The organism is Sphingobacterium sp. GW821-FHT03E03 (assembly GCF_059420745.1).
Map to the genome: position 1 here is coordinate 80,076 of NZ_JBWKUH010000007.1, position 23,237 is coordinate 103,312.

At 37.9% G+C, this 23,237-nt stretch carries 22 protein-coding genes; 10 read left to right on the top strand and 12 right to left on the bottom strand.

The features are described 5' to 3' along the window. Nucleotides 1-30: 30 nt before the first annotated feature. The 4 genes from AC07UV_RS10770 to AC07UV_RS10785 all read right to left on the bottom strand — a co-directional run bounded on the left by AC07UV_RS10770 (nucleotide 31) and on the right by AC07UV_RS10785 (nucleotide 4,211). Complete coding sequence (locus AC07UV_RS10770) at nucleotides 31-300, bottom strand: hypothetical protein (RefSeq protein ID WP_282256065.1); 270 nt, start codon at nucleotides 298-300, stop codon at nucleotides 31-33. After that, nucleotides 301-1,254, bottom strand: coding sequence for a preprotein translocase subunit SecD (locus AC07UV_RS10775; RefSeq protein WP_495183716.1), 954 nt, complete (start codon nucleotides 1,252-1,254; stop codon nucleotides 301-303). Nucleotides 1,255-1,551: 297 nt separating this feature from the next. Beyond that, nucleotides 1,552-3,471, bottom strand: a complete 1,920-nt coding sequence (locus tag AC07UV_RS10780) for a sensor histidine kinase (RefSeq protein WP_495183717.1) — start codon at nucleotides 3,469-3,471, stop codon at nucleotides 1,552-1,554. Continuing rightward, a complete protein-coding gene (locus tag AC07UV_RS10785; RefSeq protein WP_495183718.1) occupies nucleotides 3,468-4,211 on the bottom strand; it encodes a LytR/AlgR family response regulator transcription factor in 744 nt (247 codons plus the stop codon). Before AC07UV_RS10785 ends, AC07UV_RS10780 begins: the two co-directional genes overlap by 4 nt. Nucleotides 4,212-4,426: 215 nt before the next feature. On the opposite strand from AC07UV_RS10785, the gene AC07UV_RS10790 reads away from it, so the two are divergent. The 4 genes from AC07UV_RS10790 to AC07UV_RS10805 all read left to right on the top strand — a co-directional run bounded on the left by AC07UV_RS10790 (nucleotide 4,427) and on the right by AC07UV_RS10805 (nucleotide 7,489). After that, on the top strand, nucleotides 4,427-5,134 hold the full coding sequence (locus AC07UV_RS10790; protein ID WP_495183719.1) for a hypothetical protein: 708 nt from the start codon (nucleotides 4,427-4,429) through the stop codon (nucleotides 5,132-5,134). Nucleotides 5,135-5,144: 10 nt separating this feature from the next. Then, the gene (locus tag AC07UV_RS10795; protein ID WP_495183720.1) at nucleotides 5,145-5,933 is read left to right on the top strand and encodes a DUF6882 domain-containing protein; all 789 of its coding nucleotides are present in this window, start codon (nucleotides 5,145-5,147) and stop codon (nucleotides 5,931-5,933) included. 12 nt (nucleotides 5,934-5,945) lie between these two features. Beyond that, nucleotides 5,946-6,701, top strand: a complete 756-nt coding sequence (locus AC07UV_RS10800) for a hypothetical protein (protein ID WP_495183721.1) — start codon at nucleotides 5,946-5,948, stop codon at nucleotides 6,699-6,701. Between the two features lie 344 nt (nucleotides 6,702-7,045). Beyond that, nucleotides 7,046-7,489 (top strand): hypothetical protein, encoded by a 444-nt coding sequence (locus AC07UV_RS10805; RefSeq protein WP_495183722.1) that lies wholly within the window; start codon nucleotides 7,046-7,048, stop codon nucleotides 7,487-7,489. Nucleotides 7,490-7,500: 11 nt separating this feature from the next. On the opposite strand, the gene AC07UV_RS10810 is transcribed toward AC07UV_RS10805, so the two are convergent. Beyond that, a complete protein-coding gene (locus AC07UV_RS10810) occupies nucleotides 7,501-7,884 on the bottom strand; it encodes a hypothetical protein (protein ID WP_495183723.1) in 384 nt (127 codons plus the stop codon). Between the two features lie 180 nt (nucleotides 7,885-8,064). On the opposite strand from AC07UV_RS10810, the gene AC07UV_RS10815 reads away from it, so the two are divergent. Together AC07UV_RS10815 and AC07UV_RS10820 are read left to right on the top strand one after the other, a co-directional pair. Further along, the gene (locus AC07UV_RS10815) at nucleotides 8,065-8,469 is read left to right on the top strand and encodes a VOC family protein (RefSeq protein WP_120258972.1); all 405 of its coding nucleotides are present in this window, start codon (nucleotides 8,065-8,067) and stop codon (nucleotides 8,467-8,469) included. A gap of 252 nt (nucleotides 8,470-8,721) precedes the next feature. Continuing rightward, nucleotides 8,722-11,151 carry a TonB-dependent receptor gene (locus tag AC07UV_RS10820; protein WP_495183724.1) on the top strand — a complete coding sequence of 810 codons (2,430 nt, stop codon included), beginning with the start codon at nucleotides 8,722-8,724 and terminating at the stop codon, nucleotides 11,149-11,151. Nucleotides 11,152-11,221: 70 nt separating this feature from the next. On the opposite strand, the gene AC07UV_RS10825 is transcribed toward AC07UV_RS10820, so the two are convergent. Beyond that, nucleotides 11,222-11,839, bottom strand: coding sequence for an HPP family protein (locus tag AC07UV_RS10825; protein ID WP_120258970.1), 618 nt, complete (start codon nucleotides 11,837-11,839; stop codon nucleotides 11,222-11,224). A 211-nt stretch (nucleotides 11,840-12,050) separates the two neighbouring features. Further along, nucleotides 12,051-12,620, bottom strand: coding sequence for a GNAT family N-acetyltransferase (locus AC07UV_RS10830; RefSeq protein ID WP_495183725.1), 570 nt, complete (start codon nucleotides 12,618-12,620; stop codon nucleotides 12,051-12,053). A gap of 264 nt (nucleotides 12,621-12,884) precedes the next feature. Between AC07UV_RS10830 and AC07UV_RS10835 the strand changes: the two genes are divergently transcribed. Continuing rightward, entirely contained in the window at nucleotides 12,885-14,414 is a 1,530-nt protein-coding gene (locus tag AC07UV_RS10835; protein WP_495183726.1) for a DUF2931 family protein, read from the top strand. A 22-nt stretch (nucleotides 14,415-14,436) separates the two neighbouring features. Here AC07UV_RS10835 and AC07UV_RS10840 read toward each other — a convergent pair whose 3' ends face one another. Beyond that, nucleotides 14,437-14,904 (bottom strand): GNAT family N-acetyltransferase, encoded by a 468-nt coding sequence (locus tag AC07UV_RS10840; protein ID WP_495183727.1) that lies wholly within the window; start codon nucleotides 14,902-14,904, stop codon nucleotides 14,437-14,439. A 341-nt stretch (nucleotides 14,905-15,245) separates the two neighbouring features. Here AC07UV_RS10840 and AC07UV_RS10845 point away from each other — a divergent pair, with 341 nt between their 5' ends. Next, nucleotides 15,246-16,982, top strand: coding sequence for a tetratricopeptide repeat protein (locus AC07UV_RS10845; protein WP_495183728.1), 1,737 nt, complete (start codon nucleotides 15,246-15,248; stop codon nucleotides 16,980-16,982). Between the two features lie 116 nt (nucleotides 16,983-17,098). On the opposite strand, the gene AC07UV_RS10850 is transcribed toward AC07UV_RS10845, so the two are convergent. Further along, nucleotides 17,099-17,782, bottom strand: coding sequence for a YceI family protein (locus AC07UV_RS10850; RefSeq protein WP_120258966.1), 684 nt, complete (start codon nucleotides 17,780-17,782; stop codon nucleotides 17,099-17,101). 210 nt (nucleotides 17,783-17,992) lie between these two features. Here AC07UV_RS10850 and AC07UV_RS10855 point away from each other — a divergent pair, with 210 nt between their 5' ends. Further along, nucleotides 17,993-18,376, top strand: a complete 384-nt coding sequence (locus tag AC07UV_RS10855; protein ID WP_495183729.1) for a winged helix-turn-helix transcriptional regulator — start codon at nucleotides 17,993-17,995, stop codon at nucleotides 18,374-18,376. Nucleotides 18,377-18,463: 87 nt separating this feature from the next. On the opposite strand, the gene AC07UV_RS10860 is transcribed toward AC07UV_RS10855, so the two are convergent. Beyond that, nucleotides 18,464-18,976, bottom strand: a complete 513-nt coding sequence (locus tag AC07UV_RS10860; RefSeq protein ID WP_495183730.1) for a GNAT family N-acetyltransferase — start codon at nucleotides 18,974-18,976, stop codon at nucleotides 18,464-18,466. 26 nt (nucleotides 18,977-19,002) lie between these two features. Continuing rightward, nucleotides 19,003-19,560: a hypothetical protein gene (locus AC07UV_RS10865; RefSeq protein WP_282256046.1), complete on the bottom strand. Its 558-nt coding sequence runs from the start codon at nucleotides 19,558-19,560 to the stop codon at nucleotides 19,003-19,005. Between the two features lie 359 nt (nucleotides 19,561-19,919). Here AC07UV_RS10865 and AC07UV_RS10870 point away from each other — a divergent pair, with 359 nt between their 5' ends. Next, nucleotides 19,920-20,588, top strand: a complete 669-nt coding sequence (locus AC07UV_RS10870; RefSeq protein ID WP_495183731.1) for a class I SAM-dependent methyltransferase — start codon at nucleotides 19,920-19,922, stop codon at nucleotides 20,586-20,588. 133 nt (nucleotides 20,589-20,721) lie between these two features. On the opposite strand, the gene AC07UV_RS10875 is transcribed toward AC07UV_RS10870, so the two are convergent. Continuing rightward, nucleotides 20,722-23,010 (bottom strand): family 20 glycosylhydrolase, encoded by a 2,289-nt coding sequence (locus AC07UV_RS10875; RefSeq protein ID WP_495183732.1) that lies wholly within the window; start codon nucleotides 23,008-23,010, stop codon nucleotides 20,722-20,724. Between the last annotated feature and the right edge of the window lie 227 nt (nucleotides 23,011-23,237).

Sequence of the window (23,237 nt, forward strand, 5' to 3'; positions counted from 1 at the left end):
TACGCTAAGCAAACTTGATACCATTGCTTATTACCATTCACTTGCGACTTTTAGTAAATGTACCATAATATCTCTTTTTTCATATTTTTCAAACTTTTCGGATGTCAATGCATTGCACAAGATATAATCCGCGGAACTGGTGTCGCTGTTAAAACTATTTTCCCAAATGCTGTCCTGCCGATGGTTATTGATAGAAATAATCAAATCACTTTGCAAAATCGCTTTTCGCAAATTTAACTGTGCATAACTACTCGTAGAGAGTAATAGCAATAGGATGAGGTATAAACTTTGTTTGATCATTTAGTCTTTTCTTCTTTTTATGTGATTGTATGATTCGTCAGGTTGGCTACAGCTGGTAAAAAATAAACTTACGGCAGCGACAGCTTTGGTATCAAACTTATCTGGCTTGGGTACTAATGGCTGTTTGGTATATTGACGCAGATAGCGATCATGCGGATCACTCTCCTGGTCATTATCCTTCGTGGACTTGCTGATGTATTGATTTGTTGCTTTATCGAAATTATATTCCTCTAGGTCGGGATAGGAAATGTTATACTCTGCATTGGAAAATATTGCCGTCAACTCAATGCTTCCCGCATTTTCGTATTCTTTTTTCATTGCTAATATTTCAAGCCAGCGCTTTTGCGTTGGGTCTACTTGGTTTTCTCTTAAAAAACCCTTCCTGCCGCCATAATTAGAAAGACTTATGGCAAGCTTTTTATCTTCAGTTAGATACAGGTAGGCAGCGAAATTCGTCCGCGCTCGCTGTGGTTTATTATAGATTGCGATGAAGTCATTGAGGTGTTGGTCATTTTGATAGTGGAATGTCTGGTATGCAGGACCTGCATCAAAATCTTCTTTTTGTAAAACGAATTTCAACTGTGACATCGGGAGCTCATAGAGATACGGGAAATCGAAGCAATTGGCCCCATCGTTGAAAACTGGTTGCACATTGTCATCTCCAAACTGTACAAAAGTCTTTCCCTCTTCGAAGCCTCTAAAATTGACAGATACGGTATCTCCTAAAGTGGGGTTATGGTTTGCATATAGTTGAAATTGCGGTAACTGGTCTGGATAGAAAAGGAGATAATCCTTTTCAAAGACATAGGATCCAAAAACCATGGTAGCATAGCCATATAACATGAATTTGCCATCTTCAAAGAGACAGATGCCACTGAGATCACCATATTGTCCGCTGATCGTTTTGGATCTGTCTTTACCGGTTGCGATATAATGATTGACTTCTTGTGCCATAATATTTCTAGTTATAACAATAAGGATAGTGAAACTTATAATTCGTCTAATGCATGCGATATTGGAGAATGTATTTTTCATGTATAGACCATTGCTGATTTATCAAAGCTAAGAAAGGAATGCTTGCTAAAACAGTGATATTTACGAATCGTAAATAGTTTTTACGATTCGCAAATATCAATCTTACAGATTTGACATGTGGTCTATGTGCTCGTTTGTTGAAATAAACTCATTGCATCGACCTTCGTTGCAAAAAATAGCAAGGTAATGAGCAGGCATAGTTCGATCAAAAAAAAGTCAGGATGTAACAGGTATTTGTAACTTGACCAGTGTCCCGCCTTCAGGATTTTTCGTGATTTTTATGCTTGCTTTCCTGCCAAGGAGTTGCAACCGTTCATGACTGATTGTTCCGGAGAGCGAGCGATGTGGAGTTTCTTGGATATTTGGTTCAGACTTGCCACTGTCAAGGATGTCTACAGATAAAATATCTCCATCCAATTGAAAATGAATGTCGATATTGCCTTTACAGGTTTCGAGGTCAATACCATGTAGTAGGGCATTTTCGACATAAGGCTGTATCAACATGGGAGGCAACATGATGGCACTAAGATCCTGCTCGTCTGGCTGAGTAATGTGATAGGTAAAAGCATCTTCAAAACGCATTTGCTGTAAGGTCAGATAGTTTTCCAGTGTTTCGATCTCCTCATTTAAAGGCACTAGATTCTCTCGACTTAACTCCAGATTGCTCCGCAACAAACGACTAAAGCGATTGAGATATTTGATGGCGCTTTCTTTCTTATCTAATCGCACAAAACTCTGTACTGCTGCTAAGGTGTTGAATATAAAATGTGGTTCCATCTGTGTGCGCAGTAATTGCTGTTGTAGTAGGACTTTTTCTTTCTCCTGGCTTAAGCGTCGCTGACGGAAACTATAGTATAGAAAGAATAATATAATAATCAATAAGATAAGGCCCAAAGAGGATATTACCAGCCACAGGCGATTTTGTTGTAACTGTAGTTTATTGATCTTAATGCTTTCATTCAATGTGCGAATGGATTGATCTTTGGCCTGTAGTTGGTACAATGCATTCATTTCGGCAATAGCTTGTGTGTTTTCCGAATGATAGACATTTCTCTGTAATTGAACAATATTATTGAGGACGGCTATTGCTTCTTCCTTTTTGCCCTGTAAACGGTACAGCTCGGCTAAGCTTTTTTGAAAGAGTATTTCATTATGCGGAAAGATCAATTTGGGGAATTGTGTTCTAAGCTGTTTGGCTTTTACAATATATTGAGCTGCTTGCACGGGCTTCTTAAATAGCACATAAATTGCTGCAACATTACAGTAGTTTACAAACAGATTATTCATCAAGACAGAAGACTCTTTGATATTGCTCAGTCGCTCATCAATTTCTATTTTCAGTAGTTGATAATGTAGCAAGGAATCTTGCTGCTGTGTTGTTTCAAAGTACTGTATTTTCGAATCGTATAAAAAACTGATATTATACTTATCGGGAAATAGTCGGTGGAGTTGCTCTAGTTTGTGGAGGTATGGCGCTATTTCTTTGGCAGGCCTCTGCAACGAATTTAGTGTATAAATCATCTGCACGAATACACGCTGACGATTGATATGCTCCTTTGGAAGCGAATCTGAGAGATGGAGGGCCGCCCGATTCATTTTTTCAGCGAGATTGTATTGAAACGAACTTAGGTTATTTTGTGCCGCAGAGAGCAATATAGCCGATTTCGCTTCTGCAGAAAGTCCTGCGGTGCTGTCCGAGAGAACGATCGCAGCTGCTTTGTTGTAGTAATAGCCGGCTTCGCGTTCTTTTGCTTCGGCACTGCGGATATTGCCAATACCATTATAGATAAGTGCTTTATACTTTAGATTACCGGTGGTAGGTTCGATCAATTCAAGTGCCTGCTCTACAAAAAAGCCTGCGGAATCTTGCTGAAGCATGGCATATAGCCTAGCGGTATTGTATTTAACTTTTGCAAAGAATACGGTGTCATTTTTTACATCAGGATTTTCGCCAAGCTGTCGCCAGGCTCTCTTGAGTGAGTCGCCGTTCGTGGGTGTCAACCTTTTGTCTTCGAGCTCCTTTATCTGTGCTAAAACAGCATCATGGTCTCGGGAAGAAAAAGTCGGTCTTTTGTCGCAAGCTACAATATGTAAAATAAGTAGCAAAAAGAAAATACATTGTAACAGATATCTCATTTCTCTGGGAAAAGCTCGGTTAAAATTATGTTTTTCCTTCGCGATGAAATAGGTATTTCTTCTTTGTTTTTCAATACAATATACTCAGAACGGTTAACACCGGTTATGTACTTACGGTTTACTAGGTAGGACTGATGGGTGCGTAGGAAATATGGGGCAGGTAACAATTCCTCATAATATTTCAACGGTTTGGATATGAGCTCCTTGGAACCGTCACTCAGAAAGAAAAAAGTATATGGACCATCACCTTTACAGTATACAATGTCGTGAACAGCAACAATACGTACATTATGAATGGATGTCAGGGCAATACTTTCTGGTAAATCGCCATGGTGCATTGCATTCTGTGCCATGTTTAACTGCTGCATCCATTGCGGATTATTATCGCTGCGACGACGGTAGCGTTCTAATGCTTCTTTTAATTCGGTTTGATCAATAGGTTTTAACAAGTAGTCTAAAGCACCATATTTGATCGCTTTGATGGCAAAATGATTATACGCTGTGATGAATATGACGTTTTGTGGGATAACATTGAGTTTTTTTAGCAGATCGAACGCTGTACCATCCTTAAGTTGAATATCCATTAGGATCACATCCGGTTTCTTTTCTTCAATTAGTTTTACAGCAGTTCTGACACTGTCGCTCCAACCAATTAGTTCTGTGTCGGTTTCCTCTTGTATGAGGTAACTGATTTCCTTACGGACAGCGGGTTCATCTTCTATTATCGCTACTGTTATCATTTTTCAAACTTTTCTGTTCGGTAAAAATAATAATTGTGAGTAAAAAAATCTTATTCATTTACAATTTGTGCTGTTTTTTTCAATAGGTGATACAGATCGCCGGTCAGTATATTCGATAATTTCACGAATCATAAATGATTTTGACGGATTGTAAATGCATAATTAGGTTGGTTAGTGCATTCAGTATATTTGAGTTAAGCATAAAAATAAGTACTATGGAATTAGCGATTGAGATCAATAGCGCAAAAGATTTGGATGTTCTCAAAGATCAACCTATCGACCAGATTGAGAAATTGGAACTGTTTTTTTATACGAGCATTTCGCTAAAATTTATCGAGAAAATCACGAATTTGCAACACTTGTCAATTGCGGGAGCTGTTAAGGATGTATCTCCGCTAGCCAATTGTAAGTCACTTAAGCAATTGTTTATTAGTACGAAGGGAGCAGTAAATACATTAGATTTTGTGCAGGAACTGGAGCTAGAGTCGCTGCGACTGGAAGGTTTTACTTCCAAAAGTGATCATCTAATCATGCCTCATGTACCCTCATTACGAAATCTCGAAATTTCCTCGGTATCAAAGATGGGTGATTTATCTTTCTTGCGTGATTTTTCCGGACTCGAACGTATTGCTTTGTTTGAACTCAATTCAAAAAAATTAGTTGATTTTGCTAAATTGGATCAATTAGTCGAATTGCGGTTAACCAATATGTTTCAATTGAAAGATCTGACTGAGTTAAAGACCATTCCGAAACTGAACACACTTTATATTCATGAATTTTTTATCAATAAGAAAATCAAAATAGATAGAAAAAATGAATTGCTTAAAATAGTAGCTGATTTAAAACAGATCGATGAAATCGTACTGACAATTAATGGGGAGAGTTTTAGAAGGGCAGAATTGCTGGCTGAATTAAAAAAATAGAGAAACAATTATGGGATTTTTAAACAAACTTTTTGGAAAGGGTACTAAAATAGGACAGGGTACCGAAGCAGAACAAGGAGCTAAGGTAGAGCAAGGTGCTAAAGTGGAACAGGTTACGTCTACAAAGGATCCGGAAGATAGCTTGGCCTGTTGCACAGAACAGGAATTGATTGAAAGATTTGGTGGAATTGCTTTTGATAAACAGTATGATTTTGCAACGGTCATCGGTAATAATAATTGGAATATTGATATGACCAAAGAGGAGATTAGTTTTGGGCCAAACCTTGATTTTCCGATTCAGGTCTTAGGGACTTTTTCGCATTCGTCCGAAACTTGGCTTTGGGCATGGGCAAATACCAAATCTGGTCTTTCTGAAAATATTACGCAGCAGGCTCTTCAACTAAAAAAATATGGTGAAGATCAAGGGATTGATCTTTTCAGCAACAATAGCTTTGATTTTTCCAAAGATGATTTGCACCGCATTGGTTTGATCGCCTCCGGAATGTTTGACGCGAGCGCTTATTATATTGCTGATTATGGACAGGGGGCAATGCTGGTGACGATCAAAAGTAATGTTTTAGACCGTCAATATCAAGATGATCACCTTCGGATACTGTCTGTCTTTCCACAGTTAATTTCCCAATTTGAAATGAACCATAAGATTGCTTTGCAGTGGTATTTGGAAAAAAAAGGTTATAAAATATCGGAACAAGGAGCCCAGTTCATAGCAACAAAAGGAGGGGACACGATCACCGCAGAGTTTGATGAGCTGTCGCGTCTTACGAATCTCAATGGATAGAAACGCTAACAGATGAAACTGCTTAAATTAGTGCTGTTCACGTTATTACTTCAAGTAACGCAGGGGGCCTATGGACAGACCGACCAAGAGTTAAGGCTTGTGCAGTCATTTCTTGATCTTAATGCAGCGATTTCCAGTCAAGATTCGATGACCAAAAGAGCACTTTGTGAAGAATTTGGTGAACGATTAATTCAAACACTTGAGCAAGATGATATAATAAATTTTAAGAGTTTTAGAGAGGTGTTGGATAGTTTAAATTCAGATTTTAGCTTGAAAAAATCCGGAGCGTATGAGCTGTTCACCCTCCGAGGTAATTTTGAGCACTGGAATTATGTGTTGAAAAATAAACATGTGATCAATAGGCAAGAAAGAACCTTTGATTACTTCTATGAGCTCCATTTGCTTGATCAGCATCATTACCTACTAATCAAAAGAATGGATGAGTTATCTTTTTCTTGTTATAAGGCTTACCTGTATGAAGATAATTTGGATGTGGTTGATTCGAATAAACATTTTTTAGCTGTGTGTAGCTGGACAAATGTTGATGAAAGCCTGTTGAGGAACACATCTACTCTTGAAAGTGATCAATTGAGTAAAGATCACTTAAAGTCTTATCCACCAATACCCATAAAATTCGATGCAAAAAACAGGGAAATCTCTTACACTTTTTATCGCCAATCGGATGGAAGGAAAATAACGAGAAATGCAAGATACTTGCATGGTGGTTTTGTGATCAAAAGTTATGATGCAAGAATGTTTGAAGAATAAATGTGTATTGAAGTCAGAATTAAGGGGAAGGGAAGGCCAGTTTGCGATGAGCTTTAGATGGGCAAAATGAGATAGCGGTTTCTGATGAAAGAAAAAAATAAGAAAACTCTTGCGCTTAAACTATTGTTATATGAACTAGAATAAGACTGAGTATGGTATGAGGATGAATTTTATATAAACACAACAATCTGTTTGGTTAATATGATGATACATTTTATGTTTAAATTCATCTGGATAATGCATGATTTAATTTAATTGAATTTGGGATGGTAGTACGATTTTTTGTTTGTTTCTCTTTTATATTAAGTGCAATTTGTTGTTTTGGTCAAATAAATGTAGACAAAATGCGAGCCGATTATGCCGCTGCAGTCAAAGATAAAAAACTCTGTGAGGTCAATTTGAAAACGCTAGAGGCAGCCGCAAATACGGCAACAGAAAAAGGCTATCTTGCCGCTTATGAGATCCTTTGGGCAAAGCATATGGGAAATCCCTTTTCGAAGCTGGGCCAGTTTAAAAAAGGTAAGAAATTATTGGAATCGGTTATCATCAAATATCCTGATAATATTGATTTACGTTTTATCCGTTGGAGTGTACAGACACATGCACCATCTTTTTTGAATTACAGTAAAGACCGATTGCGGGATAAAGAGTTTTTGGTACATAACCTATACAAGTTGCCTAATCCCGAAGCTAGAAAAATAATTTATGTCTACCTGAAAGAAGCAAATAGCTATCTTAAAGGTGAGCATGTATTCTCCCAGGCAGACCTTGCCGAACTTTCCAAATAAGCTGATATAAGTTAACGAACGTGTTTGGTGCGAAGGGCTATGATGCCAAAGATTATCATGATGATGCTTATAATGGAAAAGACTGCATATATAACAGTAAAACCATTACTTATACCGATACCTTCCTTGTAATATATTTCCATATGAGCAGGTACTTTTTGAGGGTTAATGCTACTTAAATCATTCACCAGACGAACTTGTTTTTGCTTATAATTGAATTGGAGGACCGGATAGTGTAGGTATCCGAAACGCTTGTGTTTTACACTGTCTATTCCAATGACATCGGCTTTAATTTTGCTGCCAAAGAGCATCAGTCGACTGTCTTTGGACAATCCGTATGCGAGAAATAAACCTAGCAAGAGCAAAATAACGCCGAAGGTTCTTATGATGATCATGTTTAATAATTAAATGATAACATTATACTTAACATTTAGACAAATATAGCTTTTGTAGCTTCTTTCTGCCAACTAATATGAGATTTTGATTAGGTACGAATTTTATTGTCTTATGCTAAGATTTTTGTAAACCATAATGCGCAAGTTTGTGTTATCAATAGCAATTAAAAATTTAAAAAGATGAAACAGGTATTTATTAATCTCGCTGTGGCGGATGTCAACAAATCAATGGATTTTTATACTCAATTGGGTTTTGAAGTAAATCTACAATTTTGTGATGACGATGCTAAATGTATGGTCTGGAGTGAACATATTTTTGTCATGATCATGACACATGATAAATTTAAATCCTTTACGAATAAGCCCATAGCCGATACAAAAAGTCATATCGCTGGACTATTTGCTCTTTCTGTGGAGAGTCTGGATCGGGTAAATGAAATTGTTGACAAAGGGCTGGCGGCAGGAGGAATAGAACCAATGCCGATGATGGATCATGGTTTTATGCAGTTAAGAAAGGTGGAAGACTATGATGGCCACACTTGGGAGATATTTTATATGGATATGAGTAAATTTCCAGGTGCTTAATATTTACATACGGAAGTATTTTTTTCGACCAGCCATCGTTCATCCATATTATCTGATCAATTAGTCAACTGTATGGCTGATGGACGATGGCAATTGTTAAATCTCTACCCAAAAGAGAATGACAAAAGCTACTAATTTGATGATGAAGGTTGTTTGGCCTTTTATTCACCTTATTCCTCATTAAAATTTTTTAAAAAGAACATAGTCTTATTGTTTTGTATTGTATTTAATATAAACAATATGTTCCGTGTTTTGAAGCATTTTTCAATTGCTATTCTTTTTGTGTCTATCCTATGTTTACCTTCTTTATATGCTCAGCATCAAGTTGGGAAAAATGCCGTTTATGAAATTAAAGGGAAAGTTGTCGATGCGAGCAATGCCCTTCCGATCGAACATGCAACAGTCTCTCTGATTTCTGCGGGAAAAGTTTTACAGACAGTCACTACCGATTTGGGAGGCGGATTTAAGTTCGTTATGCCGGAGACTGAGAGTCCAAGTATTTTAGTGACTTATGTGGGATATGAAAGTCATCTGTCTAAGTCGATAACTTCATCAAAGGTATTGGAGGTCAGACTTGTCAGTCAGTTTCAATCCTTGGAGGAAATTGTTGTGAAAGGGAAGCGAAAGCCGATACGCTATAAAAGTGATAAGCTGATCTATGATGCGGGCTCTGATATCAGTAATAAAGCCGGTTCGGCTGTAGATCTATTGCGGAAAGTTCCTCTACTAACGGTAGGGAGTAATGGGGAATTGCGGATGCGCGGGAATACGAATATTAAAGTTCTGCTTAATGGTATCCCCTCTGGAATAATGGCTAAGAACTTGAAAGATGCCTTAAAAATGATTCCCGCAAGTTCTATTAAATCTGTTGAGGTAATTACTTCGCCATCTGCAAAATATGAAGCTGAAGGAGCTGCTGGTATTATTAATATTATCACAAAAAAATCCATCAGGGGAGCACATGGAAGTTTGGATGTTAGTTTAGGTAACTTGGATCAATCTGGAAGTGGCTCTTGGTCTATGACTACTGAAAAAATTGATTTCAATTTTAATGCAACGATGAATGCTGAACGAGAACGAAACAGGTCTACCCTGCAAAGAACCTCCTTATCCAATGGGGTATCGGTCGGAGAACTTTTACAGCACAATGATGCAACTGAAAAGGATAGGGGGGCGTCTGCAAGTCTAGGATTTGTATACCGCCCAGACAGCTCGCAAAAAATTGGCGCAGACCTGTCCTATTGGTATGGCAGTTGGCCTGCGCGTAGTTCACTTTACAACTTGTATCAGGATGGAAATACCTATGCTGAATATAATCAGTTTAGTAAGCAGCAGAATTCGGTAAAGTATTATGAGCTCTCGCTGAATTATCTCAAAAAATTTAGACGCAAGTCACAGGAGTTGCAGATCATTGGGCTGGCCGCCCGATCAAACGATAGATCGGAATACATAACCAGTCAAAAAGAAATGTCCGGGGTAAGCTCTTTTAAGGAGAAAGGACCAAATAAAGGTGACTCTTGGGACTTTGATGTTCAGGCAGACTATACGCACCCGATAGATGCGACCGGGAAAAATGTCATTGAAACGGGAATGAAATTGAAGCGAAGTAATTCCGGTAGTCTTTACACTGTTTTCAATAATGAACATGATCCGGGAAGTGAAGAGTTGGTCGAAATCCTATCCCGGTCGGATAAAATGGATTACTACAGTACGATATTGGCGGGCTATATGAGTTTAAAAATCGAAACCGATGATCAGTGGACAATTAGGCCCGGGATTCGTTTTGAGACGACAGTATTGGGGGCTGATTTCAGGAGTTCCACGCCTTCATTTAAATCTAAATTCGGCAACTGGGTGCCTAGCCTGTTAGTCGCTAAAAAGGTAAATGACCATCATGAACTCAAATTCGCTTATACAGAGCGGATACGTAGACCGTGGATATGGGATCTCAATCCTTATGTCAACGCCAGTGACCCGCGAAATCTGCTTTCGGGAAATCCGCTATTGCGACCTGAACGGATTCGCGTAGTGGAATTGGGACACAATTACAGTGCAGCATCTGGTTTTAATCTGAATAGTAGTGTCTATTATAGTACTAACAATAATTCGATAGAGCAGCTTACTGTCGTCGACAGTCTCGGAATTTCACGTACTACACCCAGTAATATTGCGACAAATAAACGTTTGGGTACACAGATCAATCTATCCATGGAACTGCAACCGAATTGGATGCTCAATGGTGGACTGGAACTCTATTATGTCTGGTTTAGGAGCCCAGCGTTACAGGTAAGGAATAGCAACGGGTTTTATGCTGCTAATCTCAGCAGTTCATATGGTCTGTCTAAAGGTTACAGTCTTCAGATTTCAGGAGACTATAGTAATGGTTATGTGACTTTGCAGGGACGAAATACGGCCGAATGGTCTTATCGATTTTCTGCTCAAAAGGAACTTTGGAATGATAGAGCCAGTATTGTGTTGACAGTAAGTAATCCGTTTCAACGAGCTATGAAACAAAGGAATATGGCTGTATCACCTTCATTCAGAAGTACAACATCCAACAATTATTACAACAGATCAGTAAGTCTTTCTTTTAGTTGGAAATTTGGTGCCGGCAGACAAAAAGAAGGAACAGTGGAAAAGAGTCCACGAGAAATGGAACATATCCCACATCGACGTAAATAAGAATGTCTACTAATTAGCAAGATGGATATGCGGACTGTGGGAATAGTACAATAGAGTTAGCTAATTCAGATTAGGTTGATGTCCCTTTGGTTCGTTCAAATCGTGATTTTAGATGTTGTCGCCGTGAACGCCGTAAACGTGATCTTTTAACAGGATAGTGCCGATTTTTGGTGATATTATTAAAAATAAGTGCTACTATAAATAAAATCAGGCAGCCGGAGAGTACGGGACTCAATACATACCAATACCCTAAGGAAGAAATTTTGGTTCCGCTACTTACTGCAATTAGCGCGGTCGCTCCTCCCGGAGGGTGCAATGTGCGGGTATGTTGCATGCATACGATAGACAGGGCTACAGCAAAGGGGGCAGTGAGCCAGATGATATCGGGGAGTAGCTGTGCTACTGTAACTCCAGCTATCGCTGAAACCACATGACCACCGATTAAATTTCGAGGTTGCGCAAGTGGGCTTTGTATAGCTCCATAAACCAGAACAGAGGAGGCCCCAAATGATCCGATCAGGAAAACATTCTCCAGTGGTGGGAAATGAAGTGATTGAATAAAAGCGATGATAAATATGCCTACGAATGCACCGATAAAAGACCAGAAATGTTCCCAGGGATCTATTAACGTTTCCCGATAGATAACATATCTGTAAATACGGAGTTGCCGATGAAGTTGATTTTTCATGTTAATCTGTGCAAAAATAGGGAATTTTAAGAATTCCTTTTTAGATCTTTTATATTAATCTTTGTGGTATTTATAAATAAGATAGACTATCAAATTGTTCTGGACTCTATTTTGACCAATTTGTTGAGTTAACAATTTGGGTATTTTGGAAGAAACCAATATTTGAATAATAATGTTGATGTTTTTCAGGAACTAGATGTTGTAGATTAACCTAAACAAATTGAATATACATATGATAGTATTCCCCACCAACGAAAGGCATTTTGTTTCCTAATGTGAAACCAAGGCGTTCATAAAGCTTCTTGGCATTCGGATTATCTAAATCAACCAATAGGCCTATTTGTTTGAAACCTTGATTTTTAGCATGTTTTATCGCATGTTTCAATAGCTCAGTTCCTAGACCCTGACCTCTGGCAGCAGTGGATACAGCAACAGAATCTATATAAAATTCCTGTCCCACTGTTTCCGGTTCAGGAATTAGATCATTGGCGTATTGTCTTTGCATGAGTTCCAGGATTGGTTGTCGTAGCGCAATAAAATGATCTCCATCATATCCCGTCAATGATCCCATAACATTGCCTTCGGGATCTACAGCAACAAAAGTATTTTCATGGCTATATAGATTTTCGGTTTGTTGAAAAAGATCGGTTAAAAAACGTATTGCTTCTTTTTTGTCTTCTTTTTGTATAAAACGAAAAATGATATCTTCCATCGCCTGTAACATGATTTCAGGTACAACTGCGGCATCATCTTGTTGTGCGGGTCTAATCGTCAAATGCATAACTCGTATTTTCTATTCATGGGCTAAGATAGCAAAATGATCCGTTTTCTTTTTAAGCATTGCGAGCATAGCGTTCTTAAGTAGTATGAAAAAATAGAACGAATATGCATTGGTTTGCTTTGAATATGAATTGTTGTGTATTTATAATTTCATTTCTTATTACTTTTGAGTAAAGTTGTTCTTGTTTTTCAAATTGTAAATTTGAAGCAAAATGTAGACAGGATACCGCTATATATTATGATCAATAAATAATAAAATCTATACATGGTTCTTAAAGCTACAATTTCAGCCTTTGTTGTGACTATTTTGGGATTATTGGCAATGTTGTTAACGCAAGATGCTGATATGAACTTGGTTTATGGGGCATTCTGTGTTTCGCCCTATTTTCTTTTAATTACCCTTATTTATTTTCATTTTAATAAGCTTCGAAAAAAATTCAATGTATTTGACAAACCCAATATTGTCTTTGAAGGTATTTATAGTTTTTTATATTACTTTTTATTTTCCACATTGTTACCAGTGTTGCTTTTTGTCAGTACACTAGGCGACGAATATGAACACAAGATATATGCTGATCTAGGAGGAGTAATTTTGGAAATGTTCCCTTTGATTTTAATTTTGAGTATTTTTTTGAGTTTGTTCAGTAGCATTACGTTCGTTTGGGGCTTAAGATCGTGGACAGCGTTGATACTAACATTTTTGGGCTATATTTTAATTAGTGTGCTTGTGTCTATTTTTTCGACTGTTGGCCGTGAGGTTAGGGAAGCTGAACGGGAGCGGCGAGATCAGGCAGATAATTTAAAAGAAGGTCGATTTGAATGGGCTGGTGCAATGAGTAATCCAACAGGTTATCCGGTACAACTCTACAAAGGGACATTCATTTTCCCGAAAGATGAGGATTATGAGTTTACATTTAGTGAGGGAAATACAGTGAATTATCATGCAAAATGGGGGGAGGCAGGGGCCGAAACCTATAAAAGTATGATGTCGTTGCCCAAGGCAATTGATGTTACTTGGTATTCGTTTTCAGAGAATGCTTTCTACCAATTCCATGACGCAATAGATTATAACAAATTGCTTACACTTTTTAAACAACCCTATGTAGAAAGAAGGGCAACTAGTGATGTTGAGGAGCATTATGACAAGATTATTTTCGGGTTTGCACCTGGTGGAGGACTGGTAATATGGGCTGGAGGATCGGGGTATCGTCAGGTCGAAATAGGTCATTATCAGGCGAAGAAAATCGATTTTGGCCAGAAGGTTTCTGATAGTAAGGAGCTGGTTTATGGTGATTTATTTAATCAGGAGTGGCGCAATAAGGTCTTGACAGATACAATGATCATCCCTTTGGCAATACAAATAGCAAAAAAAAATCAACCTGTTCCTGATGATTATTGGAATAAACTGAGGACAGCTTATACCTGGAATCCAAAGTTTGTGATCGCTCCAGAAATAAAAACGTATGATGTTATTTTTCAGTATTTTAATGCTGAACGTTTTGCTTTCGATGAAAGAATACAAAATGTAACAGTTGAAAAAAGGGGAATTCCACAGCATATATATATCAAATGGTATGATAAAAATCAAAACCGTTGTGCTGTAAATTTTGAATTTGATGAAACGGATGTTTTTAAAAAATTCAAAGCTTTTTTTGATCGCGATAAAAATATAAAGGCTGAGATGGAAATTATCGTGGATACCCAAAATGGCAGGGCGACCGCACGATTAAAAAATGCTGAACACCAGCTTTTGCTTATGGAAACCGAAATCATAGCATATGGTGAGAAGTTTTGATATTCAGCTAGACCAGTCGATGTTAAAAAGTCTTTTGCATTTTGTAATTGACAATTTCAACCGCTGACCGAACTTGCACCTGTCTGACAATTGTTGTAAAACCATTACGTTCAAAAAATGGTTTAGCCGTTTTACTGACATCTGCTGTTAGCGTCTCCATATTTGAATATTTAGACTTATGCTCCAAGTGGTCATATAACCGTTGTGCAATGCCCTGTCGCTGAAAATCTTTGTGTACGTATAACATATCGATGTAGTTGCCATGATCCAATGAAGCAAAACCTACGATTTGTTTGTTTATCTCTGCGACGATAAAATATTGATTTTTGATTAAATTATTCCATCGTTCAATGTTATTGATCGAAGATTTCCATACCTCGATTTGTTCTGCATTATGATCAATCTGACATACTGAAGCAATTGTTCCCGCAAATAGTTCCTTTATTTGGGGCAATTCGCTTAATATTCCTTTTCGTATTGATATCTCCATATACAAATATAAACACATTTCGATAATGGTATAAAATAGACAGATATACCGCCAATCCTAGAAAAAAGTAATGAGCTAACAATTTTTTAACAAAATGGCATTGATCTCTTACTTAGATAAATTGTATATTTACGACAGTGAATCGGGGGCTATACCCTCGCTTTATGAGTCTATATTAACCATTTTGCTAAATAAATAATGAAGTCATTCCGATAACTATTGGGAGTTCCAACTGTATTTGGGTAATGTCAGATTTTAATAGGGCAGATCTGGAAATTAAATCTATTACGACTTGGCCTGTTACCGTTAGCCATTTTAATAAAAACTTGACCTTTTTAAAAATGAAAATTTATTTATTTTGTATATTGTCCCTAGCGATTCTGACGATAAAAAGTACGAATATAGCCGTTGGGCAATCTATAGAAAAAATAGCGCATATTGAAGACCCCGTTCTTCAGTTGGAAGCTGTCCTTCAATTTCCAGCTAACTTTGGAAAGGATACTGTTGCATTGAAAAATACGCTGGCTCCTGTTCTAACGCTCGCCGATAGGAAACATAATAATATACTGAAATGGGGATATTATATGCGTATGGCAGATGGGTATTCGATTGCGTTTGATCGGACTAATGATGTTTCTGATCAATACTATCGGCTTGCAGAGCAATTGCTTCAAGAGCATCCTAATATTGAATTGGAAATGATAGGCAATACACGACAGGGCTACTATAACTATGTCTATCGGAAAGTAAAGGAAGCATTCCCATTCTTCTTGCGTGCAAATGATTTAAAATCCAAAATTGACATCAAAAAAATACCATTGGTAGTTAAGCATTACCAATTCATCGCGAATTTTTATAGTTATATTGGAGATCATAGTATTGCCGTTGATTTCTTACAGGAAGCATTGCCTTTTTCGAAATCAGCATCAAGAGAACGTGTGGATCTAATCAATGCCATTGCGGTGTATCTAGCAAATGATTCGCTTAATCATCAGGCTGTTACTTATTTCAATCGAGCGATGTCGGAAGCGAAATTGGCTAAAGATTCGGTATGGATTGGCATTATCTCCGGTAATCTAGCAGATCAGGCCTGGAAAGCAGGCGATCGGCAAAAAGCAATTGCCTTAGTTCGGAAGAATATCGATCTTTCTATGCGATTTGACGAACGAAAGGATGCCATGCGAGCAAACCTTAATCTGGCAAGTTGGTATATTGTGCTTCAGGAATGGAAACTGGCCAAGCAACATGCTGTAACCAGCATAAGCCTGATGGAGGAAAAACCCTATTTCCTGAAATATAAGATGGAGGCCTCAAAATTGTTGTCTGATATTGCTCGTGGTTTAAATCAAAAAGAGGAAGAACTTAAACAATTGCATGTCTATCTGATATTAAAAGATTCATTAGAAAAAAGAATAAATGATAAAGAGATCCAAAGGTTTCTTTGGCAAAGCGAGACTGAGCGATATAATCGAACGATCCAATCTGCTGAGGAAAAAAGACTTCACACCAAACGGACATATCAATTTATTGGGGTCTGTTTGATTTTGGTGTTTGCGATTGTATTGCTCTTAATCAACAGATCAAAGGCAAGAATCAAAATGAGAAATGCCCTTCTTGAAAAAGACCGGCTCAAGCTTGGTTACGAGAGGCAATTACTCGATCAAGAGCTTTTGATTTTAAAAGATTCCCTTGGCGAATTTACCAATACGATCAAGCAAAATGACACAACTATTCAACAGCTCCGACAGGAGATTGTGAAGGTGTCAGTGCAAAATCCTGCTTACATGGCTGAGGTTTCCGACAGCTTAAATGCAATGTTGCAGACACATATCATGACCGATGAACGATGGCTAAAATTCAAGCATGTTTTTGATAAGGTCCATCCGGGTTATCTGTCACAAATGAAACAAAACTATTCAAAAATAACAGATAACGATCTGCGTATACTTGCTCTACAAAAATTGGATCTAAACAACAGTAGCATGAGTGAACTACTCTGTGTATCTACCGAAGCAATCAAAAAAGCAAAACAACGTCTAAAGAAGAAAATGGAATTGGTGGATCAGGATGGGGAATAATACGGATTTGGTAGGTTAAGGATGCGAATAGGGTAAAGAGTAATCAAGTTGGCTCTTTTGTAAGCCAACTTGATTATAGCCAGAATTCTAGGAGGCTGTATCAGCCATTAGAAATCTTATTTTGCGTTTTTCGCTGTAACATTAAGTTCAATGTCAACATTTTGTGCGATCATCCAATCTTGAGGATTACCTTCGGTACCGTAGGTAAGTCCCCAATCTTGTCTTTGAATCGTAAATTTAGAGTAAAAAGTAACTTCTTCGCCATTGAAAGTAATTTTAGCAGGAAATGTTACGTTTACTGTTTTGTCTTTGATTGTCAAGTTACCACTGACAGTGTTTGTAGCATCAGCAACAACGCTTTTTCCTTGAGCAGCATCAAATGGAGCAACTTTGGTGATTTCAAATTTAGCTGTAGGGTATTTCGCTGTGTCAAAGAAGTCCGCACTTTTCAAGTGTGCATCCAAATCTGTTGATTTTTTACCACCTGCAGTCGTAGGGTCTACGGAGGCACTGTCTGTTACAATTGAATTGACATCAATCGTGAAAGATCCACCAGTGATAGCATTGTTTTCAGCTGAAAGTGTACCATCGCTTTTTAAGACACCATATCTTGGATTCAAACCACCTTTGTGGTAACCTGTCCATTTTAGTGTACTTTTGTCAGCCTCTACAGTATAAGTCTGTCCTTTTTGTTCAGTCACTTCTTGCGCTGATGTTGTTTTAGCTTTGTCTCCAGTTGCATTTTGACATGAAGCGAATAACAAAATAAGGGCTAAACCCGAGATTAATTGTTTTTTCATTTTTTAATCGTTTTATTTTTTAATAAGATGTTTGTATTGTTCTGTATCGTCGGCATCAATCATGCCATTTTAATTTATGAATACAAAGGTAGATTATAGATAGTTTATTTTTGGTATTAGTTTCCTTAAAGAAACTACTTTCCAAAAAGATAGTACGCTGTGACGCTGTAATTCAGTATTTTTGTAATTAATAGAAGGAGATCAAGTAAAATGAAAAAGGAAGCACTATCAAGTTCCTCCACCGGCTGTAAAACGCGGATATTGGCGATAAATGATAGCATGGAGATTTTGGCAGGTAAATGGAAATTCCACATTATTGGTACATTAATGTTGTTTGAAAAGCTACGTTTTATGGAATTGTTAAGGGAAGTTGATGGGATTGGAGCAAAGATGCTGTCCAAAGAGCTGCAAGATCTGGAAATGAACCATCTTATCAGAAGAACCGTCTTGAATACCAAGCCGCTTACTGTGGAGTATGAGCTTACTGATTGTGGTAAAACATTAGGCCCCATTATTGATGAAATAGCTAAATGGGGTATCACTTACAGAAGCACACTTTATCAAAAAGACGGGACTAACCCAACAACTATTTAGGAAGTTTGTTCTTTTTGTTCGCAATATGCTTTCAATCGAATGATATAATTATTGTCGTGCGATTTCCGAAATCGGATTAACTTTGTATTAAAGTTCTAAGCGGTAGTACAATGAGTAGCCAGTTGTGCCGTCCAGCCAATGCACGAGTTCCCGGTGACTATATTCGAAACCTGCACGTAGGATCGCTTTTTTTGAAATCGTGTTGATTTCCCGATGACTGATGATGAGCCTTTTGATCTGCTTTGGATTGACCCAGGCCATTCTAATTTTGTACAAGAGACTTGAAAGCCCTTGTCCGCGATGTTTGGGACGAATAAAAGATTGCCCAAAATATGCTTCAGTATCGTTTAATAATAACATGCTGGTCATCCCGATCAGATCGTCTTTTTTGAAAAGTCCAAAGACAATCCGGGGATATTTTATACGCTCTTGCCAGTCCAAATCGGACAGATCTGTTTCTGCTGGATCGCTCCAGCGAAATAGGGTGGGCTCCGTTTGAATTGCTTCTAGACGAATTGATTTATAATATTCGAATTCGCTTTCCAATAACTGACGAATAGAATAGGAGTCAGACTCAAATGTTAATAGCTGAATAGACATGTACTAATTTCTAAATTATCGAAAAGCTAGTTATTTGTCAACACATTAATGATGTTTTTTCGATACTCCTGATCCTTTTCCCTTAATTCAAGAATTCTATTTTTTAGGTCAATATTCACATACCATTCTGCATAGCTATCTTTTTCGTTTGTATCGTCGAAGAAAATTTTTGTTTTTATATACTCTTCGTCAAAATACTCTGGTTGGCCACTAAGTACAAATGCTGTGGAGCCTACAGTGTCAAGCATCTTGAAAGAGCTGGCCTCAGTTTTAAATAAGCTACTTAAAGCTTTAGCAAAATTATCACTCAATTCCCCGATGGAATAGAAGTTGATCCCTTCTCGATAAAATCTTTTCTTGTCTACTTCTGTGTCGACGATACCCAATTTCATATCGCGTCGAAATGAGATTTCTATACCGACTGTTTCTTCCCCCCACAGCCCCTTTGCCTGGATAATATGATTTAGGTTTTCATCATTCCAGTTTTTGGTTATCGTTAACTGCAGATCAACAAAGTCCTGGTCTTCACTAACATCAATCTGTTTTAATTTATGTTGTCCTTTTAAGAAATTTAAAAAGCTCATATAGTATTGTCAATATGTTTTTGAGCTGATCTTAACAAATTGTCTTGGTTGCATCTAGTCCATCCAGATGGCTTTTTATTTGTCGTTATCATAACTCTGGCTAAGTAGAATAAAGATAGTAAAAGTTTTGGTTGTATAGATGGCAGAACAGAAGACAATATTTTTTTAAGAATAATTACCGGCTTTTGTTGGGGGATGTATTTCCAATAAATTTGGCTAGAGGTTATTGGTCAGAATGTTAGTTTAATATAATTTTTTTCAATTGAAAAGGATTAATTAAAAGAGATACTGGTTCAATTGAGCTATCTTTATAGCGTAACACCTGATCTGCCTTTTTTCAAAGTAGTATTTTTAAAGATATGAATAAAGTAGAATTATTTGAGAATGAAAGAGCGAGTGGCTATGATCAGTTCGTTGAAGCCTGGATTCCCAATTATCATTATTTTTTGGATTGTTTGCCTAAGCTGTTGACAGATACGGATCCCGGAGAACTGCTGGTTGTTGGCTGTGGAACTGGTAATGAGATACAGAAGCTTGTCGCAAAAGGGAAAACATGGAATATAACAGGGATAGACCCCTCCCCAGAAATGATTCAACAGGCTCGGCAGAAACTTGAGGGATATCCTAACGTTGTACTTGTTGAAGCCCTGATCCAAGATTTGAAAAACGATAAAAAATATGATGCGGCTACGCTATTGTTGGTTCTTCATTTTCTTGAAGATAATGGAAATAAACTAACGTTACTGAAAGAGATTGGAAAAAGACTGGTTGTAGGAGCACCACTTATGATCTTGGATATCACAGGAGATAGCAGCATGATTAAAGAAAATCTGAAAATTCTAAGACTTCTATTGTCCGATGACATACCAGAAGAGCAGATCAGTCTTCGACTGAATAGGATAGAGAAGGAGCTTTTTCATGTGTCTGAGGATCGGCTTGCAGCGTTATGTGTTGAAGCGGGGTTCGAGGTTCCGGTACGTTTTTTTCAATCAACGATTTATATGGGCTGGATGACAAAGAAAAATTAAGTTTTCAATATGTAAATGGTAAAGAAGCTTTTCAAAAAGTAAGCCATTGGGAATTGAATATTTGAAAGAGACTATGGGGGATATGAGTAAAATAAAAAAATAGGGGTATCCGTTGCGGACACCCCTTTTAACCTTAGTTTTTATGAAAGAGATGATCGTCGGGTATGTCGGTAACTTTGGAAGCATTAACACGATATTGAAGTTTTAGCGTAAAGCCACCTCCGGCCTCTATGAAATCGATGTTAATCGGGTGATATCCTTTTTCTAAGGCGATCTGTCCGCTTTTCATAATAGGAGCATGTTGTCCGTCGTTGTCTACGACCACCTGATCATGTATGCGCAAAACTCCACCATCATCGCAAGTGAAATAGAAATTATAGATCCCCTTTTCTTTCACATATAGATAACCCTTAATTTTTGTGCCAAATGAAGGCATTTTAATCGTATCACTCAAATGGATATTCTTAATAATCTCCTGGCGTACCGCTTTGCCTGTTATTGCAGCTGTGTTTGCAAATGTTCCATTAAATAGCGTTGCAGTCAATCCTGCGCGCATATTCCTTACATCTTCGGTAACACCTCTTTTCCAGGTGTCTTTCTTGAAATTCACCTGGTACAATTCGCTCTTTGCTCCTGAAGAAGATATCGTTGCAAAACGTATGGCTCCTTCGTTTTTGACAATAAGTGAATCGCTTAGTACCGGGCTTTTCTGAGTTGGTAGACTACCATCGGTGGTATAATGTATTGCATTTTCTGGAAGTTCATTCTCAATTTTCAACGTGGATTGCCCGTTAATGATCACTTGATTATCGGCAAAACCATTTAAATCTGGCATACGGTAACGTAGTCCCATTTTGTTCCAGAGCCCAAAGTGCGCGATTAATCTATTTCTATAGCTCTCATATAGTGATTTGTTGGTCCAGACCCGCTCTGCCAGGGCGCTCAATCTTGGCAGAATCATAAATTCTAACCGGGCTGTAGACGGAATCATTTCTGTCCATATGTTTGCCTGCGCTCCCTGAACTAAATTTGATTTGTTGCTCGGAATATCGGATGGTATGACAGCCATGTTATACACCGCATCCAAACTACTACTATTGGGGAGGTAATCAAAATACAACGGATTGGTAGGTGTCATGATGAGACGATGACCACGATTTACCGCCTCACGAGGTGCATTTTTTACCCATCCCCGCCAATACATAACTGTCATCGATGTATCCGAACCACCATCCAGTATTTCATCCCAACCGATGCTGCGTTTGTTTTTCGAACGTATGAAGTTATTAACGCGTTTTACAAAATAGCTTTGTAAGTCATGTAAATTTGCTATGCCTTTCTCCTTCATAAATGCTTTAGCTATGGCTGAATTTGACCAGGAGTCTTTTTCCACTTCGTCGGCACCAATATGAATATAAGTGGAAGGGAAAAGTTCGATAATCTCGCTCAGTACGTTTTCTATGAATGTATAACTACTTTCTTTCCATGGACTGATTGGCACCGAGAACTGTTTTCCCCAGCCTGCAGTTTCACTGTCCAGGAGTAGTTCTGGATAGGCTTTTGTTGCGATCATCATGTGTCCGGGCATATCTATCTCAGGTATAATCTCCACATGTCTGCTCGAGGCATAGGTGACGATATCTCTGATATCCTGTTGTGTGTAAAATCCTCCATACTCTTCCTGTCCATTATTGATACGTTTGTGTTCGCTGGGTAGATTGAAATCGGGGTTATCTTTCGCTTTCGCAAGACAGGCCGAATCTTGGTTATTATACGTTCTCCACGCACCTTGTGAAGTAAGTTTTGGATACTTTTTTATTTCGATACGCCAACCTTGGTCATCCGTCAAATGCAGGTGAAGCTTATTGAATTTATAGGACGACAAGAGATCGATAAACTTATATAAATAATCTTTTGAGAAAAAGTGCCGCGCTACATCTAGTTCCACACCGCGCCACTGAAATGCTGGCTGATCCTTAATTGACAGATATGGCAAACGAATACTGCCATTGGGTTTAGCTAGAAGATACAGCTGTTGTATTGTCTGTAGTCCGTAAAATAGTCCCTGATCCGAAGAAGCAGAAACCTGTATTCCTTTTTTATCAATCGTTAATTCATAACCTTCTTTTAAAAGGCCGTTTTTTTTAACCAATCGTAGTGTTGCATTGGCATGTGTCACCTTCTTTTTAGGAATCTTCCCGAATAATGAAAGACGTACCCATTGATCTAAGGAGTTTGAGGAGATTTCGGAATCAATCGTATAGGAAAGTTCTCCCTCGGCTATTTGAAAGAAACCCGTAGATGATTCCAGTTGTTCAGGAAAAGGGATCAGCTGGGGGATATGATTTTTTTCTTGCGCATAACTTGTACTAGGCCAATAGAAAGCAGACAATAGTAGGATCAGTGAAATAGCTTTATACATAAAGTTTTTTTGTGATTTTTTAATAATTATGTGTTTAAGAGCTTGCCAAATAGAATTTGTCGGTTTAGCATGAAAAACTCGGAGCCAATATAGAAATATTTTATATAAACGGAGGTAAAAAAACGTGTGCTAACACTGTTATCTAGTAGCACAGTTATAAAGCCTATACACGTGCCGATTTGTTTTTTGATCAGAAGGTATTGTTAGGACAAGGTTGTGGGAAGTCT